Below are 15,913 nucleotides of genomic sequence, written 5' to 3' on the forward strand. Positions count from 1 at the left end.
GACTGTGCTGTTCCTGGAGAACGGCGGCGGCAAGTCGGTGCTCATCAAACTGATCTTCTCTGTCATGCTGCCCGGCAAGCGCCAGATCGTCGGGACGTCGAACACTCGGGTGCTGGAGAAGTTCGTCGAACGCGGCGATGTCGCACACGTCGTGCTCGAGTGGATGCACTCCGAAACCGGCCGACTGCTGGTGACCGGGAAGGTCTCGGAATGGCGCCGCCAAAAGAACAGCGCGAGCGCGGACGGCAATCTGTCCGAGACCTGGTACTCATTGCGGCCCGGGCCGTCGATGGGGATCGCATCGCTTCCTTTTGCCGAGTCCGGGGCAAAGCTGGTGTCGCGAGTCTTCCGCGAGCGGTTGACCGAAGCAGCCCATGAAGATCCCTCCCTCGAGCTGTTCTGGGCCGATCGGCATGCCAAGTGGGAGGAGCGCCTCATCTTCCTCGGCATCGATCCCGAACTGTTCGAATTCCAACGGCGGATGAACGCCGGCGAGGGCGAAGCCGCTGACGCGTTCACCTTCAACACGGACGAGGCGCTCGTCGACTTCCTCTTGCGAGCAGTGGTGAAGGAGGCGGACACGGACAGCCTCGGCGTTTCGCTGGGGGAGTATGCGAAGACGCTGGCCGCTCGGGAAGCGCTCGAATTGGAGCACGACTTCGTCGCCGCCACCCTGGGGCGGCTGGAGCCGCTGGCTCGGCAGCATGCGATGACCGAGGCTGCGCAGGGACTTCTCTCGACCCACGAAGCGAGGCGAAACCGCTTCGCCGCGTCGGTGGCGCGCCGGATCGCGCAGGAGCAGGCTCGACGAGCCGAGCGCGCGAAAGAACTGGAAACGGCCGAATCCGAGATGCTGGCGGCGGAACGGGACGCGACGGCCGGCGCTGGCAGTGTGGCCGCGCTCGACCGTCGCGTGGCGGGCTTTCGCGTGCAGGATGCGCAGGCGAACTTGGACGCCGCCGACCGCCGACGTGACGGAGCTGTCGCGATCGTCCAAGCCTGGGCGGCCACGCGGGTGTTGCAGGACTGGACGGAGAAGGACGCCACTGCCACCCAGTTGCGCAAAGTGCTCCGGGACCGTCAAGGCATCGAAGCCGCTGCGATGCGGGTGCGCGACGAACGTGCCGGGGCCTTGGTCAGCGCGCTTTTAAGCACAGTCGTGAGCAACGAGAAGGCCGCTGCTGCCAAGGACGGCGAAGCTGCCGAACTGGCAAAAGCAGCGAAAAAGGGGCAGGAAGCCCATGACGAAGCGCTCAAGGAAAGCGCCAAGGCCGCCGCCAAGGCCGAAAGCCTGGAAACCTCGATCGGTGAGGTGAAAGGCGAGGTCGACCAAGCCGTACGCGATGAGCTGGTGGCAGACGCCGCCTCAGTGGGCCTCACGGCTGACACACTCGCCGACGCAGCGCGAGCCGCCGATGCCGAGGTCACCGCACAGCAAGAGCAATTGCCCGCGCTGGACACCGCCGTTGACAGCGCGCAAACCGCACTGGTCGAAGCCCGTCGCAAGGAGAGCTTGGCGCAAGCCGAGCACGAGAAAGCCGTTGCAGAGGAGGACAAAGCGGCTCGTGCGACAGCTGAGCTGGCCGACGAGCCGCGGCTGGCCGAGCTGACCGAGGGCGTCGGGGTTGTGCTCGAAACCGACGCAGAGGTGCTCGCCGACCGCCTGACCGAGGCTCTCGCGACCGTCGACCGGGAACGCACCGGGCTGCGGGTCGAGGGCGCTGCCGACGAACGGGCTCGGCTGGCGCTCGACAGCGGCGACGACGCGCTCTACCCGCCGCCTCCGGAGACCGAACAGCTCGTCGAACTGCTGAAGCAGGAGCGAGTACAGTGCTACAGCGGGTGGGACGTCCTTGCCGATCTGCCGGACGAGGCCGAGCGCCGGGAGCTGGTGGCCAAGCTCCCGCACCTGGCGGCCGGAGTGCTGCTCAACGATCCGGACGATCTCGACCGTGCCCGCCGATTGGTTGCCGCGCACGGCTTCGAGCCAGCCTGTGTGATCGCCATCGCCAGCACCCAAACTTTCGATCTCGACCCCGATGAGGTCTTCGACCTGACGCCTCAGGGCGATGTCGGGTTCCTCGTTCTCCCGAAGAAGGCTTACTACGACCACCAGGCGGCGCGGGACGAGAGCGCTCGGATCAACCGGCGGCACATCGAACGCGAGCAGCGGATCAGCGACCTGAATGCCCGCCACAGCACGGACCTGGCACTGCGCGCGCGGCTGCGGCGGTGGCGTCTCGACTACCCGCCGGGGCGGCTGGCCGAACTGTCGGGTTGGACCACCTCGGCGGCGCAGACCGTGTCGGAGAACAAGAGAATGGTCCAGGCAAGCGAAACGGCGGTTGCAGATGCCAAGCAGTGTCGCGAAGAAGCCCGGATTCGGCTGGCTGGCCTGACCTCTGCCGCCAAAACGGCTTCGGACCGCGCCGATCGAGTGAGCCGGCTGCGGAAGCGTATCGTTCAAGCAGCGGAATGGCAGAGGTCTGCCGAACAGCTTCGCGCTGTCGAGGAGGCCGCGAACGCCCTGGCGGAAGAGCAGCGGAACCTGCGGGACGAGCTGCGGGCGAAGGAAGCCGAACAGCGTCGGCAAGCGGACCGGCACCGGGCGACCGTCGAGCGGGTGCGCGAAGAGATCATCGAGGCAGGAGGGGAGACGAAGACCGATCCGGATGCCGAGGCGCCCGGGTATCCGGTGACGGTGCTGCGGACGTTGTTACGCGAAGCCGAAGCAAGTTGCCTGCAGGTCCAGGTCGGTTCCGAACTGCTGGCGGAAGCGGCGGCCGCGGACAAGGCCGCGGCCGCCGCTAACGAGGCCTTGAAGAGGTACCCACCGGCCGCTCGCGAACGGGCGAAGAAGCTACTCGAAGGTCCTGACGGTGCCGACGCGGCAAGCCGGGCCGCAGCCGTGGCCGCAGCTGAACGCGAGCATGGCGAAGCCGCCGAGTTCCGGGACACCGCCCTGAGCAACTTGAGCGAACAGAAGGCGAAGTTGGCAGGACTCCCGCTGCCGGATTCTCCTGCTGTGTTGCCGGAAGAACCGGCTGATGCGACCCACGCGCTACGGCTGCTGGCCGCCGCGCGGACTTCCCTCCGCGAGGCCCGAGAACGCGTCAGCGCCCGGGCAAAAGCGAAAGCCGTCATTGCGCAGACAGTCAAGCAGGTCGAAGAGACTATCAACGGGCTCACCGTCGTGACGGAAGCTTTGTCGATGTCCGAGGAATTCGAGCCCGCAGTCGACGAGGTGGTGGAGTCCTACTCAGGTTCGCCGGAGGTCGCGCGGGAAGAGCACGGAAGGCTCAGGAGAGCCGTCAAAGACGGTCGCAACGCGCTCCGTGATGCGCAGAAAGACCTGCAGCACAAAGCAGAAGCGCTCCGTACAGCCGTCTCCGACGTCCGGTACCTCAGTTTGACCTCGCACCTCCGGACTCAGATCACCACCGTGGCGCTCGGGGAACTGTCAGCGCACGCTCAAGAATGGGCCACTGCGCTGCAGCCCAGGTTGCGTTCTCTCGCCGACGATCTCGCGCAGAGCGAACGTCACCGGACAATGATCGTCGCCCGGCTGCAAGGGATGGTCGAGCACGCGCTGAGCACGCTCCGGCATGCCCAACGGCTGTCGAGACTCCCTGCCGGGCTCGGCGACTGGTCGGGCGAGGAGTTCCTGCGGTTCACCTTCAAGCCGCTCGAAGCGGATGTCCTGACGCAGCAGCTGTCCGAGGTGATCGACTCCGCTGCCGGGGAAGGCACGAAACGCGACGGCATGACCGTCTTGCTTCGAGGTGTCCGGGCCGCGGTCCCGCGAGGGTTCAAGGTTACGATGCTCAAGCCCGATGCCGTCCTGCGGACCGAGCGCGTCCGGGTGTCTGAGGTCCGCGACGTCTTCTCCGGCGGGCAGCACCTCACCGCCGCGATCATGCTGTACTGCACGCTCGCCGCGCTTCGGGCGAACAGCCAGGGGCGGACCGGACGCCGCCACTCCGGGGTGCTCTTTCTGGACAACCCGATCGGCCGAGCTTCAGCCGGCTACCTCCTCGACCTCCAACGCGCCGTCGCCGCTGCACTGGGCGTCCAGCTGATCTATACGACGGGATTGTTCGACGCTGAAGCACTCGGCGCGTTTCCGCTGATCGTGCGATTGCGCAACGACGCAGACATCCGCGCCGGCCGCAAGTACCTCTCGGTCGACCGACAACTGCAAGCCGCCCTCGGCTCGTTGGCAGAGCCCGATGGCAAATCTCGACTGAGCGCAGGGCGGCTTCTGCTGAAGGAGCGTCGTCGTGACGAGGACTGATCGGATCGCCACGGCCACGTACGACCTCCTTGTCCGGCTCGCCCGTGAGCGGGGCTGGCGGGGCACAACTGCCACCAAGGTGAGAGCCGACGAGGTGCGGCTCGCCTTCCACGAAGCGGTCAACGGCCAATTCGGCGACGACCAGCCGGAGGAAATGCTGTCGGAGTGCGTCGACTTGCTATGCGGGCGGGGCGTGCTTCGGCCGATGGCGGCGACCAACCGGGAACGGGTGCCGCTCGCCCGTGGTTTTCACCTGGAGCCGATAGTGCGGGTACTCCGCCCCGAGGTCCCGCCCGCGCCTATTTGGCACCGTGCGCTCTACGACCTCGACAAGCATTGGCAGGACGCCAATCCACTTCGCCGCGCCAGGTATGCCGCAGTCAACAAGTGGCTCAAGAGCAATGCCGACCGGACTCCCGTGCCGGTCCGTGAGCGGTGCCTCGACGTCTTCGCGTCTTTCGGCTCCGCGGAGTGCCACCAGGACGCCGAAAAGACGCTCGACGGCAAGACGACAGCCGCGTTGTTCGGCGAGGAGGACCGGCTGATGAAGCTGCTCTCGACTTTCCGCGTGCCACCGCCATTGCTCAGCGAAACCGTGTTGGAGGAAACTGGCGGTGGCTACCGCAGGGTAGGGGCGGGAGACGTGCTGCTGGTCCTCGAGAACAGCACCACCTGGTGGTCCGTGGTCGAGGTGCTGGGCGGGATCTCTGCCCATCGCGTCGGTCACGTGGCCTGGGGGCTGGGCACGAGTTTTGTGCGGTCGGTCCGATCGATAGCCGAACGGCACCACGTCGCTGAAGTACGGTACTTCGGCGACCTCGATCTCAGCGGCATCCGAATTCCGGCGCAAGCTGCGGCGGTCGCCCGGGAGGCCGGCCTGCCGCCGGTCGTGCCCGCCGTTCACCTCTACGATTCGTTGCTGCGGCTGGGACTTCCCGCGCCCTCCCGCGAGGCGTCGGCTGCCGAACGGGTCCAGCCCCACTTGAGCTGGCTGGCCGGGAAACACCGGCGGGCAGTTGAAGATTTGCTTTCGACAGGCTCCCGGCTGGCGCAGGAATGGGTCGGCCTCCGGCACCTGTCGACGACGACAGACTGGCAAGCCGACCTGCGCTGAAGCGGATGCCCACCGTGGGACACACCCGGCGTCAGTCACCAGACGACTCTGGGAACCGGGCCGACGCCGCATGGTCGAGCGCCGCGGACGACGGGTGGGCGAGCAGCTGCGCTTTGGCCTGAGTGATCGTCACGGTGTTGCCCGCGGCGCGTGATGTGTAGTGTTGCCCGTCGAAGCCCGTGCTCAGCTCCGTGATGTTGCCGGTTCCTGGCCGGTCGGCGAGAGCGCGCAGCCCCTCGGCCTGCTCTGTCGTGGGCATCGTGACCGTAGCCGTGGCCACGACCATCTTGCTGCCGGATTCGCTGGCTTCGAACAGGCCGCGCCGGAGGTCTGAGCACGGATGCGCGGCCAGGTATTTCTTCACCGCGCCATAGGCCTCGCATGTGGCAGAGGCGTCGAAGTTCATCGTCGTGAACTCCAGCCCTGCGGTTTTCCAGGAGGCCGGCGGCGTGGCCTCCGAGGTCGGCTCCGGCTGTTTCGAGAGCCCGCCGCCGAAGAAGAAGGCGAGGGTGATGGCGCTCTGCGAAACGGGTTCTGGCGCACTTTGCGTGAAAGTTCCGGGGCGATCATGTTGTGAGAAGCAGGATTCGCTTGCGGAGCAGGTCGAGTTTGGCGCGGCCGAACATGGTCCGCTTGAGCATTTTAATCTTGTTCACGGTGCCTTCGGTGGGGCCGTTGTTCCAGGGCAGGGTGAGTCCGGCGATGACCGCGGCGAGATCCTGTCTGAGGCCGGTGGTGAAGGACCGCAGCGCGGGCAGGTCGTCTGCCCGGACGTGGTCGATCCACTCGAGCAGGCGGTCTCCTCGCAGGTCACGGATCATGGTGGCGAACCCTCTGACGTGGCAGCGGGTGGCCGCGAGTTCCGGGCAGCGCGCCAGGATGGCGTCCAGCCGTTGTTCGTCCTCGTCCTTGAGGTTCTCCGGGTTTCGCATGATCCAACTGCTGACGTGCTTGGTCTTCGGTGGGACCGGTGCTGGGTCGGGGACTTTCCGGCTGGTGCGGAAGGGCTGGATGTAGCGGTAGACGGTGCGTTGGCTGCCGCGGTAGCCCTGCTCCCGGATTTCCGTGGCCAGGGTCGCGGCGTCGGTGCAGCCGGCGTTGAACCGCTGGTTCAGATACGGCTTGTGCTTGTCCAGCATGCTGGCGCGAGAGAGCGTCACGGCCAGCAGTTCTTCGACACCGGTGGCATAGAAGAACCGGCGCGCGGTCTTGCGGTCCAAGCGGAGTTCTCGGGCGATGGCTCGGATTCCCTGCCGTCGGCCCGGAGTGTCTGGACCGCGGCGTACCGTTCCCGGAACTGAGCCGCCACAGGCTTGGCCTCGGCTGCCGTCACGGGCTCGACGTCACCTGCCCGGGCCTGCCGAATACCCGCGGTTGCGGCTTGTTCGTCCGCGTCGCGGGCTCCGGGTGCGGCGTCCTGCGGGGCCTCGGCGGTGGCTTCAGGATCACGCAGGCACCCGCGGTGCGCGATCACGGTCTTCTCCACGGCCTCGCCCAGGTTTTTCCAGAGGTGCCAACGATCAGCACACTGCGTGGCCTGTGGCGAACCGCGGGTGGCGCCCTCGGCATACGAACTGGCACGATCGCGAGTGATGATCCGAACTTCAGGGTGTGTCTGCAGCCACCCAGCCAGGGTATCGGCTTCCCGGCCGGGCAGGACGTCGACCGGCCGGTGGGTGTCCTGATCCAGCAGGATTGTTGCGTACACCTGTCCTCTCCTGATCGCGAAGTCGTCGACGCCGAGTACGATCACCTCGCCCACCGTCGGATCGGGCAGCGCACGTACCAGCCGCAGCAGGCCGTCTCGGCTGACTGTGACGCCGAGTCGGCTCGCCAACCGTGCTCCTGCGCGCCCGGCCAGCGCCAGCCCGATATCTTCCAGCATCCGGCGCAGCAACGGGGTACGGCGCGCGCGGGGCTCGGTCAGCCCGGGCACCTGCTCGACGAACGTCTTGGCCTGGCAACCGGCGTTGCCGCAGTTGAAGCGTCGAACCTGCAAACGGACCACGACACGCTGCCCGGCGATGGCGGGATCGGCCAGTACTCGCTCATAACGGCTATGCACCCGAGCTGAGGCGCCGTCGCAGCGAGGGCACTGCGCACTTCGCGTCGCCGAGCAGGCCCGGATGCAGACCTGGTCTGCCTCACGCTCCATCTTCTCAACAATCACCCCGGTCAGATGCGGCATCAAGACCGCAATGACATCACGATTCATTGTCACATATAAGGATCCCAGCAACTCATCTGTCCACTATGGACGACACGCCGACCATGGATCACGCAAAGTGCGCCAGAACCCATGCTCATGGCAAACCGATGGTCCCTTCATGCAGATCTGGTGCTCTTTGCGTGATCAAGTAGGTTCGACCCGGCGGCCTGCGGCCTATAGGGCGTGTAGAATCTTCTTTCGTAGCAAGGGGAATCCGGATCGTCCGTATGACATCCTCTTGATTGCCTTGATTTTGTTCACGGCACCTTCGGTCGGGCCGTTGCTGTAGGGCAGGGTGAGTCCGGCGGTGACGTCTTGGCGCAGGCAGTTCACGAACGCGCGCAGGGGCGGCAGCAGGTCCTCGGCGAGAACGGTGTCCATCCAGGCGGGCAGCAGGTCTCCACGCAGGTCTCGGATCATGCACGCGAAGGCTCCGAACTGGCGGCGTGCCGCCGCCAGTGCCGGGCAGCGGGCCAGGATCGCTGCGAGTCGCTGCGCACGGTCGTCAGTGAGATTGTCCGGATTGCTCATGATCCAGCGGGTGACTTCCCTGATCTTCGGCGCCGCGGGCTTCGGAACGGGGGGGCCTTGGCTCCGGCGACGCGGAAGGGTCGCCGGTAGCGGTAGACGGTCTGGGCGCTGCCCCGGTAACCGCGGTCTCGGATTTCGGTGACCAGCTGGGAGATGTTCGTGTGGCCGGTGTTCCACCGCTGGCGCAGGTAGGGTTTGAAGCCGTCCAGCAGCGAAGACCTGGAAGTGGTCTTGGCGACCAGCTCCTCGGCGCTGCCGGCCCGGGTATGGCGCCTGACGGGTTTCCGGTCCAGCCCCAGTTCCCGGGCGATCGCGCGGATCCCCTGCCCCTGGGTGCGCAGCTTCTGGACCTCGGTGAACCGCTCCCGAATTCGTGCCTCCCAACCGGACTCCGGCTCCCCGCCGACCGCACCCGGTTCCGAGTCGCCTGTTGGCACCGGCTTTGCCTCGGCCACACCGCTGTTGATGTCGCCGTCCGGTGCCGCGCTCTCGGGGCTGGCCGACTCGGGCAGGCAGGCCCGGTGTGCGTTGACGGTCTTCTCCACCGCCTCGCCCAGCTTCTTCAACAAGTGCCAGCGATCTGCGCATTGCACCGCCTGCGGAGCGCCCCGTGACGCGGCCTCAGCATAGGCCGAGGACCTGTCACGCGTGATCACCTGGACCCCGGGATGCCGGGAGAGCCAGTCAGCAGCGCGTGCTCTGCCTCCGCGGCCTTTCGGGTTGCTTCTTTGAGCCGATTGGCCACGTCGCGCTCGAAGGCGGCTTCCTCGGGGTCAATGGCACTCCGGCGCAGACCGGCACCGTCTCCGGCAGCACGGTCAAATAGTCGACCATCAGCGCCTCGGCCTTCGGCGCGCGCGAATGGACCGCCGAGATGACGTCACGGATCTTGGTGCCGACCTTCTGGAGCTGTCTCCTCATCGCGCCTTGGTCAAGCTTGGAGCACGGCTTCTCGCTGCCGCTGTTCTGCCACGAATAGGCGAACAGGCTGCCGAGGTAGTCGACATCATTCCCGCCAACGGTAATGGTGACCAAGGACGCATCGGCCGTGACCGCGGAAAGCTGTGGCCGCTGCCTCGCCTGCGGTGACGTCAGAATGTTCGCCGTGGTGGCATTAGCGCAGGTGACGTCGGTCAGCGCGAGCCGCATTCGGGCGGCGACCTGGCTCGCGTAGTTCTCGGCCGATCGCCCACAAGCCGGTGCGGTGCCCGGCTTGTGGGCGAGATACCCGGCCCTGCCGAGAATGAGCTGCCTAACGCCACGTAGACGGCACCTGGCGAAACGGTTTCCGCACATGGCGGGTCGACCTGGGGAGCCGAGCATGAGCCGGCGGTCCACAGCGCGCCGGCTCCGATCATCACGCGTACCCGCAACCTTGTTCGCCAGAATCGACCGTCCGGTGCAGACACTGTGATCACGCCGGGATCGCGAGCTTCAGCCCGATCCCGCGGCAGGTTCGCAGGTACTGAGGGCCGGAAGGCGTCTCGCCGAGCTTTCGCCGAAGAGACGACAGGCACTTGTCGATGGCCTTCTCGTGGCGGAGCTGTGAATCCGACCAGACAGTTGACAAGAGGGTCCTGCGCGTCACCACTGTGCTCGCACTGCTCGCCAGGCAGGCAAGAAGCTCGAACTCTCGCCTCGTCAGGTCGAGTTCGCGGTTGCCGAGCAAGGCCTGGCGGGTTGCCGGCTCGACCCGGAGTTCGCCGACGTTGACCACCGCATCTGCTCGTACATCGGTGAGGAGCGCCTCGATTCGGGCTGCCAGCTCAGCGGTCGAGCAGGGTTTCGGCAGGCAGTCGTTCGCTCCTTCGCCCAGCAGATGCGCACTCTTGCCGGAAGTCGTGACGATGATCGGTACCGAGCTGAGCGCGCTGATGACCTGGAGAGTGAACAGGCCGTCCGCGTCGGGCAGGTCGGGGTCCATGACGATCACGTCCCAGCCAGCCGCGCCCTGACGTACGGTCTCGGTGGCGGTGCCCACGGTGCGGACGCGGTATCGAGAGCCGTCAAAGCCCTGCGCCACGGCCAAGCGGCGTGAGTCCACTTTGCCAGCCAAAAGGATCTTGTCATGGCTGGCAGTGTGCTGCAGTGGAGTACGCGCATCCAGGTCGTTAGTCCGATCGGTTGACTTCGGTCAGGTATGCAGGGACTTTCGTGCAGTCCTCGCGCACCAAGCCCGTGCTCCGCTGACGTATCGCATGAGTGCGGGCACACTATCGACCGACGGCGCTCACCCGAAGATCACGAACCTTGTCATCCCCGCGGGTGGTTTCCCTCCAGATCAAACAAGATCATCCGAATCCCCGGGGTGACCGCCCGCCGATCGGTCAAGGTGCTGGCATGACTCTGAACCGTATTGTCGCCGGTGCGCTGGTCCTGTGCTCCGCTGCGATCCCCTTGACCGCCGTTCCCGCCGCGGCCGCGATCCCATCCGCCCTCGTCCTGACTGCCCAGGTGTCGAACGAGCCTGATCACGTCGTGCTCCTGACCTGCGATCCGGCTGGTGGTACGCATCCTGATGCCGGGACCGTGTGCGCACGGCTTGGTCAGGTCGACGGCGACCCGGCCAAGCTGCCGCCCGCCGAGGAACATCGGTTCTGTCCGATGATCTTTCTGCCGATCAAGGTCACCGCGCGCGGTGCTTGGCGCAGGCGGCCGGTACAGTTCAAGGACACTTACGCCAACGCCTGCGTCCGCGACAACAAAACCGGAAGTCTGTTCAACTTCTGATTTCCGCTACTGCAGCGGCGACGATGGACCCGTCCAAGTGCCAATGAGCGGGACGATCTGGCCCGATCCGAAACGGTCAGGTCCTGTGTCGTGCACGTAACGCTTTCCAGTCAACGGGTCTGATGTGGTCCGGATGATCAGCGGGGATGATCAGCGTGGACGGCGGTGCGGAGCGGACGGTCCGGAACAGGCGCAGATAGCGGGTCAAAGCCGGGTAGCTGCCGCAGTACCCCAACTCGCGAATCTCGGCCAACAGGACGGTCGCCGTCGTGCAGCCCTGGTTCCATCGCTCACGCAGGTACGGCTTGAACCGCTCCAGCTGCCCCGGCCGCCCGTCCCGTTGCTTGATCAGCAGCTCCTCCGCGCTCGGGGCGCGAGCGAAGCGCCGCACGGTTTTGCGGTCCAGCCGCAGCGATCGCGAGATCCCGCTGATCGTCTCGCCATCGGCCAGAAGCCGTTGCACCGCTTCATGATGCTCCCGGATCCGGGCGACAATCGCTTGGGCTTCGACGCGATCGACGTCCGCGGCGATCGCGATCTGTTCGACGTCCGCTTCGGCGTCCGCATTCCGACCAGGTTCGTCGAGATCATGATCAGGGTCCCGTAGGTCGTGGCGGTGATGCCTGATCGTTTTCTCGACGTAGCTCGCGAGTCCGTGCCAGAGGTGCCAGCGATCGGCCATCTGCTGAGCTTCGGGTGCGCCCACGCGCGCGCCTTCGGCGTACGCGCTGGCACGATCACGACAGACGATGGAAACGCCGCGGTGCTTGCGGAGCCACCCGGAGAAGCTCTCCGCAGTGCGATCGGCGAGCAGGTCGGTCGGGCGGTGAGTGGCCAGGTCCAGCAGGATGGTCCCGTAGGCGGCGCGGCGTTTGAACGCGAAGTCGTCGACGCCCAGCACTGCAATCGACCCGATGGCAGGGTCGGGCACGGCGCGAACCAAGCGCAGCAACGTATCCCTGCCGGTGACCAGCCCGAGGCGATCGGCCAGCCGCGCTCCTGCGCGGGCAGCGACCGCCAGGCCGATCGATTCCAGCCCGCCGCAGTGGTTGGCTGCGGCGGGCGTGCGCGCTGGTCAAGCCCCCGACCTGCTCGGCGAACGTCCTGGCCGTGCACCTCGTGTTGCTGCAGAAGAACCGGCGCATGCGCAAACACAGGACCACCGGCATCCCCGCAATGGGCACGTCAGCAACCCGACGGTGATAGCGGCTATGAACTCGGCCCGACCCGACTCCGCACGACTGGCATACACCGACGTTCGACTTGGCACGTGCCCAGATGCGCACACCCGACTGACATCGTTCGATCTTCTCGACCGCCATATCGGCAAGGTGCGGCAGCAAGCCAGCCACTTGATCATGATCACACCCGGATCATGATCACAGACTTGTGTGACCACGCCCTTCGGCGGGCTCCACGATGTTGATCACGCAATCAGCGACAGGACCCAGAAACCCCCGGAAACAGGATCAGGGAGCCCCCGGACCGGACTCCCTCCCCGGCGGTGCCGATGGAGGCTGAACCGCCCGACACCGGGACCATCCGCCGAACGACCATCCCGAACGAGCGGAAAGGCAGCGACGATGACCACACATCCGACATTCAACCGGCCAGCGACGCCGCCGACGGCGACTTGCGCCGCGCACAGCGCCGGAGCCCTCCGACTGCGCGGCACCGAAACCTGCAGACCGCCCCCGCGCGAGGTGCGCGCAACGCGGCGACTGCACTACCTGCTCCCGAACAGTGGGCACGGCAACAGCTGCTCAACGCCCCCGAACGATCAAGCCAGTGGGCCAAGGAAGTAGCCGGAATCTACGGACTCGACATCGCTGACTGGCAACGGGAACTACAACAACAAGCGGCTGTTGCCCACGCCCGTGACGGGCGTGGGCAACAGCCGCCAGTCACGCATGCCGCCGCTTCTGCTACGGCGGTTTCGTTCTATTTCGCGTCAGTCGATTGCTTCTGGGATGCCGGTATGCGCTTGACGTTTCCATTTCGTGCGGGATATCGCGACGCCGGCCAGTGAGAGGGCACCGCCGGCCAGCGCGAGCAGTGTTGGCGCTTCGCTAAGCAGGAGCCACGACAGCAGCACGACCAGGAGGGGAACCACGTATGTGGTGGTACCGAGGCGGCCCGCCGTGGTTCGCGACAGCGCGAAAGCCCAGGTGTAGAACGCGAGGGCACTTGGGAAGAGGCCGAGGTAGAGCATTACAAGCGTGGAGCCTGTCGGAGCGGTAGCCAGGTCGGTGATGAGCTGGCCTGCGAACGGCAGACACGCTACGGCACCGACAGCACAGCCAAAGGTCGTGACCTGCAGCGCGGAAGCGTCCTTGAGTGCTGTCTTCTGCGCCGTGACCCCAATTGCGTATCCCGCGGCGGCGACCAGGCAAAGCAGGATGCCGAAAACTGTGTTGGTCCCGTGGCCGCTGGACCATCCGACTATTGCTGTTCCAGCGAACGCGATGGCGAGGCCGATGAACAGCTGCGGTGGGAAGCCCTCGTGCAGCAGCCAACCGCTCAGCAATGCCAAAAAGATCGGACCGATGCAGACGATCAAGGCGGCAGTGCCAGCATCGGCGTGCTGTTCGCCCCAGTTCAGTGCCACGGTGTACAGGCCGAACCAGAAGAAGCCGACGCCGAGGATTCCGGGCCAGGCGGTGCGCGGCGGCAGCCCTTCCCGGCGCAGCACCATGATCGCGCCGAGCCCGGCCGCGCCGGCCAGCAAGCGACCTAACGCCAGTGCCCCGGGCGTGAAATCGGCACCAGCGTACCGAATTCCAACAAACGCCGACGCCCACAGCGTCAGCGTGATCGCCATCGCACAGGCCGATTTGCGATCGGGCTTCTTGGGGTGCGTGGGTGTCTGGTTCATGGTGTCGGAGACTCCGCTGCCAGCATGCGTACCTCGCGACGCATGAGTTTGCCAAAGGAGTTTCGCGGTAGCTCGGCGAGGAAGACGACGTCCTCGGGGACCTTGTACCAGGTCAATTTTTCCCGGGCAGCGCTGAGCAGTTCAGCACGAACCGACGAGGGGTCCGCGGCAGTCGCCAGCACGATGTATGCACGCAGTCCGGACTCCCCTGATCGCCGCCGGACGGAGCAGACCGCAGCGTCATGGACGGCGGGATGCCTTAGCAGCAGGTCTTCGACTTCTCCGGGGTGGACGTTGGCTCCGCCGACGATCTCGATGTCGTCCAGCCTGCCGAGGATATGGACGAAGCCGTCCTCGTCGCGGCTGGCAGCGTCTCCGGTGACATACCAGGATTCGCCGGTCCGCCGGGGTAAGTCGTTGCCGCTCGGGACGCCGAGGCTGATTGTCGGACCGGCGAGTTCGAGTCGGCCAGCGACACCGTGCGGGACAGGCGTTCCACTGGCGTCGGTGATGCGGAGCCGGTATGGGGCCAGCACTCGCCCGACGGTGGATTTACGGTGCGCGGTCGTGGTGTTCGCCACGCATGCGTGTCCTGTCTCGGTTGTTCCGAAGATGTTGAGCAGCCGTTCGCCGAGTATTCGGCGCAGCCGTGTTTCCAGTGTCGGGGGAAGCACTTCGCCCGCGCACAGCGCCAGCCTGACCCTGCCCAGCGGGGCGGTGTCGGGGTGGGTGACCAGCTGGGCGTAGACACTGGGTTGCGCGGCGAAAACGGTGACGTTGTGTTCCCGTAGCACGGGGATCGCGTCCTGCGCGGTGGCACGCTCGGGAGTGAGTACGGTGCTCGCGCCGCGGTGCAACGGGAAGAAGAGGGAGACGCCGAGGCCGTACCCGAAATAGAGCCGCGACATCGAGTAGCAAATGTCGTCGGGTGTCATCCCGATCACGGACGCGATGGCTTGTTCGAAGACCGCCGGATCACCGTGCGTATGAACGCACAATCGCGGGTTGCCGGTCGTTCCTGACGTGAACAACGCGAATGCCGGCGTTTCCGGCCCGACCTCGGCGTAGGGAGGCGGGGACGCGGTGCCGAGCTGGAGATCCTCGGTGGTGAGGGCGTAGTACGGGAGGGACGTTGCCAGTCCCGGCGCATGTGCGACGATAGCCGGCTCGGCGATCTCTCCGGCACGCCTCAGCTCGTCGGGGTGCAGATCGGTGTTGACCGGCACTGCTATCGCCCCGATACGCAAGGCGCCCAGGAATGCCCAGACAAATTCTATGGAGTCCGGTACGGCCAGCAGAATCCTGTCACCCGCGCCCACGCCGTGTGCGACGAACGCCGCCGCTGCCCTGGCCGCGCCCGCGTATACGTCGGCAAACCGGTAGGTCTCACCGCCACAGTGATAAGCGGGGCGAGCCAGCCAGCGATTCTTCAGTGCAGCCGACGCCAACCGCTCCGAAAGATTGTGAGGCGCGGCGCGGCTGCCTGGTGTCGTGCTCATGCATTGCTCGCTTTCGGGTATCGCAGTGCGTCCAGAAGCGCCTCAGTCGTGGTGACTGACGCACAGCGGGCTGCGGCGTATCTAATGGCCATGTCGTGGTCGGCCCTGGAGAAGTCCGCGACCGCATCGGCGACGAAGAACGGCTGGATATCGTGCATGAACGCGTCCGCTGCGGTCAGCAGGCAGCCGATGTGCGCGTACACGCCGCTGATCACCAACTGGTCCCGTCCGTACCTGTGCAGCAGACCGGCGAGTTCGGTGCGTTGGAAGGCGCTGTAACGCCACTTGGTCATCACGACGTCGTCGGCGGCGGGAGCGAGGGCTGCCAGAATCGCTGCCTCGTGTGGGTCCGAGCCGATGCCCGCACCTCACATGTCCAGTTGCAGTCCGCGTCGCGCACTGATCTGTCCTCCGGGTTGAGCCGAGAACACGACCGGAACGCCGAGTGCGCGACAGCCGCTGAGCAGCGCGCCAATGTGGCTGGTTAATGTGTCCATAGGGTCGCCGACGGCGGCGAACGCCCGCAGGAAGTAGTTCTGCATATCGTGCACGAGCAACACCGCCCGGTCCGGGTGGCACTGCCAGCCAACCCGATTGGCTGGCAGTTCGTCCGCGACAGGCATACGGTATGGCGCGATCGATGGAAATACCGGACGGCGTC

At 66.1% G+C, this 15,913-nt stretch carries 13 protein-coding genes and 2 pseudogenes; 3 read left to right on the top strand and 12 right to left on the bottom strand.

Annotated elements, in window-relative coordinates:
* Positions 1 to 4 precede the first annotated feature (4 nt).
* Together ACFXI3_RS15825 and ACFXI3_RS15830 are read left to right on the top strand one after the other, a co-directional pair.
* Positions 5 to 4,294: a hypothetical protein gene (locus ACFXI3_RS15825; protein ID WP_378400088.1), complete on the top strand. Its 4,290-nt coding sequence runs from the start codon at positions 5 to 7 to the stop codon at positions 4,292 to 4,294.
* Positions 4,281 to 5,408, top strand: a complete 1,128-nt coding sequence (locus tag ACFXI3_RS15830; RefSeq protein WP_378400089.1) for a Wadjet anti-phage system protein JetD domain-containing protein — start codon at positions 4,281 to 4,283, stop codon at positions 5,406 to 5,408. Before ACFXI3_RS15825 ends, ACFXI3_RS15830 begins: the two co-directional genes overlap by 14 nt.
* Positions 5,409 to 5,439: 31 nt before the next feature.
* On the opposite strand, the gene ACFXI3_RS15835 is transcribed toward ACFXI3_RS15830, so the two are convergent.
* From ACFXI3_RS15835 to ACFXI3_RS15865, 7 genes are all read right to left on the bottom strand, one after another.
* Entirely contained in the window at positions 5,440 to 5,814 is a 375-nt protein-coding gene (locus ACFXI3_RS15835) for a hypothetical protein (RefSeq protein ID WP_378400090.1), read from the bottom strand.
* 160 nt (positions 5,815 to 5,974) lie between these two features.
* The gene (locus ACFXI3_RS15840; RefSeq protein WP_378400091.1) at positions 5,975 to 6,628 is read right to left on the bottom strand and encodes a transposase; all 654 of its coding nucleotides are present in this window, start codon (positions 6,626 to 6,628) and stop codon (positions 5,975 to 5,977) included.
* Complete coding sequence (locus ACFXI3_RS15845) at positions 6,565 to 7,623, bottom strand: ISL3 family transposase (RefSeq protein ID WP_378400092.1); 1,059 nt, start codon at positions 7,621 to 7,623, stop codon at positions 6,565 to 6,567. The genes ACFXI3_RS15840 and ACFXI3_RS15845 overlap by 64 nt, the downstream gene beginning before the upstream one ends.
* A gap of 168 nt (positions 7,624 to 7,791) precedes the next feature.
* Positions 7,792 to 8,148, bottom strand: a complete 357-nt coding sequence (locus ACFXI3_RS15850) for a transposase (protein ID WP_378400093.1) — start codon at positions 8,146 to 8,148, stop codon at positions 7,792 to 7,794.
* Positions 8,145 to 8,804, bottom strand: a complete 660-nt coding sequence (locus ACFXI3_RS15855) for a transposase (RefSeq protein ID WP_378400094.1) — start codon at positions 8,802 to 8,804, stop codon at positions 8,145 to 8,147. The genes ACFXI3_RS15850 and ACFXI3_RS15855 overlap by 4 nt, the downstream gene beginning before the upstream one ends.
* Before the next feature lie 28 nt (positions 8,805 to 8,832).
* On the bottom strand, positions 8,833 to 9,471 hold the full coding sequence (locus ACFXI3_RS15860; protein ID WP_378400148.1) for a GDSL-type esterase/lipase family protein: 639 nt from the start codon (positions 9,469 to 9,471) through the stop codon (positions 8,833 to 8,835).
* A 91-nt stretch (positions 9,472 to 9,562) separates the two neighbouring features.
* On the bottom strand, positions 9,563 to 10,171 hold the full coding sequence (locus ACFXI3_RS15865; protein WP_378400149.1) for a response regulator transcription factor: 609 nt from the start codon (positions 10,169 to 10,171) through the stop codon (positions 9,563 to 9,565).
* 317 nt (positions 10,172 to 10,488) lie between these two features.
* On the opposite strand from ACFXI3_RS15865, the gene ACFXI3_RS15870 reads away from it, so the two are divergent.
* A complete protein-coding gene (locus tag ACFXI3_RS15870) occupies positions 10,489 to 10,878 on the top strand; it encodes an SSI family serine proteinase inhibitor (RefSeq protein ID WP_378400095.1) in 390 nt (129 codons plus the stop codon).
* Positions 10,879 to 10,954: 76 nt separating this feature from the next.
* On the opposite strand, the gene ACFXI3_RS15875 is transcribed toward ACFXI3_RS15870, so the two are convergent.
* The 5 genes and pseudogenes from ACFXI3_RS15875 to ACFXI3_RS15895 form a co-directional block, all read right to left on the bottom strand.
* On the bottom strand, positions 10,955 to 11,821 hold the full coding sequence (locus ACFXI3_RS15875) for a transposase (RefSeq protein ID WP_378400096.1): 867 nt from the start codon (positions 11,819 to 11,821) through the stop codon (positions 10,955 to 10,957).
* Between the two features lie 190 nt (positions 11,822 to 12,011).
* Positions 12,012 to 12,200, bottom strand: a pseudogene (locus ACFXI3_RS15880) (transposase family protein); the annotation flags it as partial.
* A 629-nt stretch (positions 12,201 to 12,829) separates the two neighbouring features.
* Positions 12,830 to 13,753, bottom strand: coding sequence for a DMT family transporter (locus ACFXI3_RS15885; protein ID WP_378400097.1), 924 nt, complete (start codon positions 13,751 to 13,753; stop codon positions 12,830 to 12,832).
* Positions 13,750 to 15,252, bottom strand: a complete 1,503-nt coding sequence (locus ACFXI3_RS15890) for a class I adenylate-forming enzyme family protein (RefSeq protein ID WP_378400098.1) — start codon at positions 15,250 to 15,252, stop codon at positions 13,750 to 13,752. Before ACFXI3_RS15890 ends, ACFXI3_RS15885 begins: the two co-directional genes overlap by 4 nt.
* Positions 15,249 to 15,875: pseudogene (locus ACFXI3_RS15895) on the bottom strand (isochorismatase family protein). Before ACFXI3_RS15895 ends, ACFXI3_RS15890 begins: the two are co-directional and overlap by 4 nt.
* Between the last annotated feature and the right edge of the window lie 38 nt (positions 15,876 to 15,913).

This window comes from Amycolatopsis sp. NPDC059235 (genome assembly GCF_042754125.1).
Classification (GTDB): domain Bacteria; phylum Actinomycetota; class Actinomycetes; order Mycobacteriales; family Pseudonocardiaceae; genus Amycolatopsis; species Amycolatopsis albidoflava.

Bases quoted from the DNA above. Each gene is read 5' to 3' on its own strand.
- ACFXI3_RS15890 (WP_378400098.1), bottom strand. From the start codon at position 15,252: ATGAGCACGACACCAGGCAGCCGCGCCGCGCCTCACAATCTTTCGGAG.
- ACFXI3_RS15885 (WP_378400097.1), bottom strand. From the start codon at position 13,753: ATGAACCAGACACCCACGCACCCCAAGAAGCCCGATCGCAAATCGGCC.
- ACFXI3_RS15835 (WP_378400090.1), bottom strand. From the start codon at position 5,814: ATGAACTTCGACGCCTCTGCCACATGCGAGGCCTATGGCGCGGTGAAG.
- ACFXI3_RS15870 (WP_378400095.1), top strand. From the start codon at position 10,489: ATGACTCTGAACCGTATTGTCGCCGGTGCGCTGGTCCTGTGCTCCGCT.
- ACFXI3_RS15845 (WP_378400092.1), bottom strand. From the start codon at position 7,623: ATGAATCGTGATGTCATTGCGGTCTTGATGCCGCATCTGACCGGGGTG.
- ACFXI3_RS15860 (WP_378400148.1), bottom strand. From the start codon at position 9,471: ATGCTCGGCTCCCCAGGTCGACCCGCCATGTGCGGAAACCGTTTCGCC.
- ACFXI3_RS15850 (WP_378400093.1), bottom strand. From the start codon at position 8,148: ATGAGCAATCCGGACAATCTCACTGACGACCGTGCGCAGCGACTCGCA.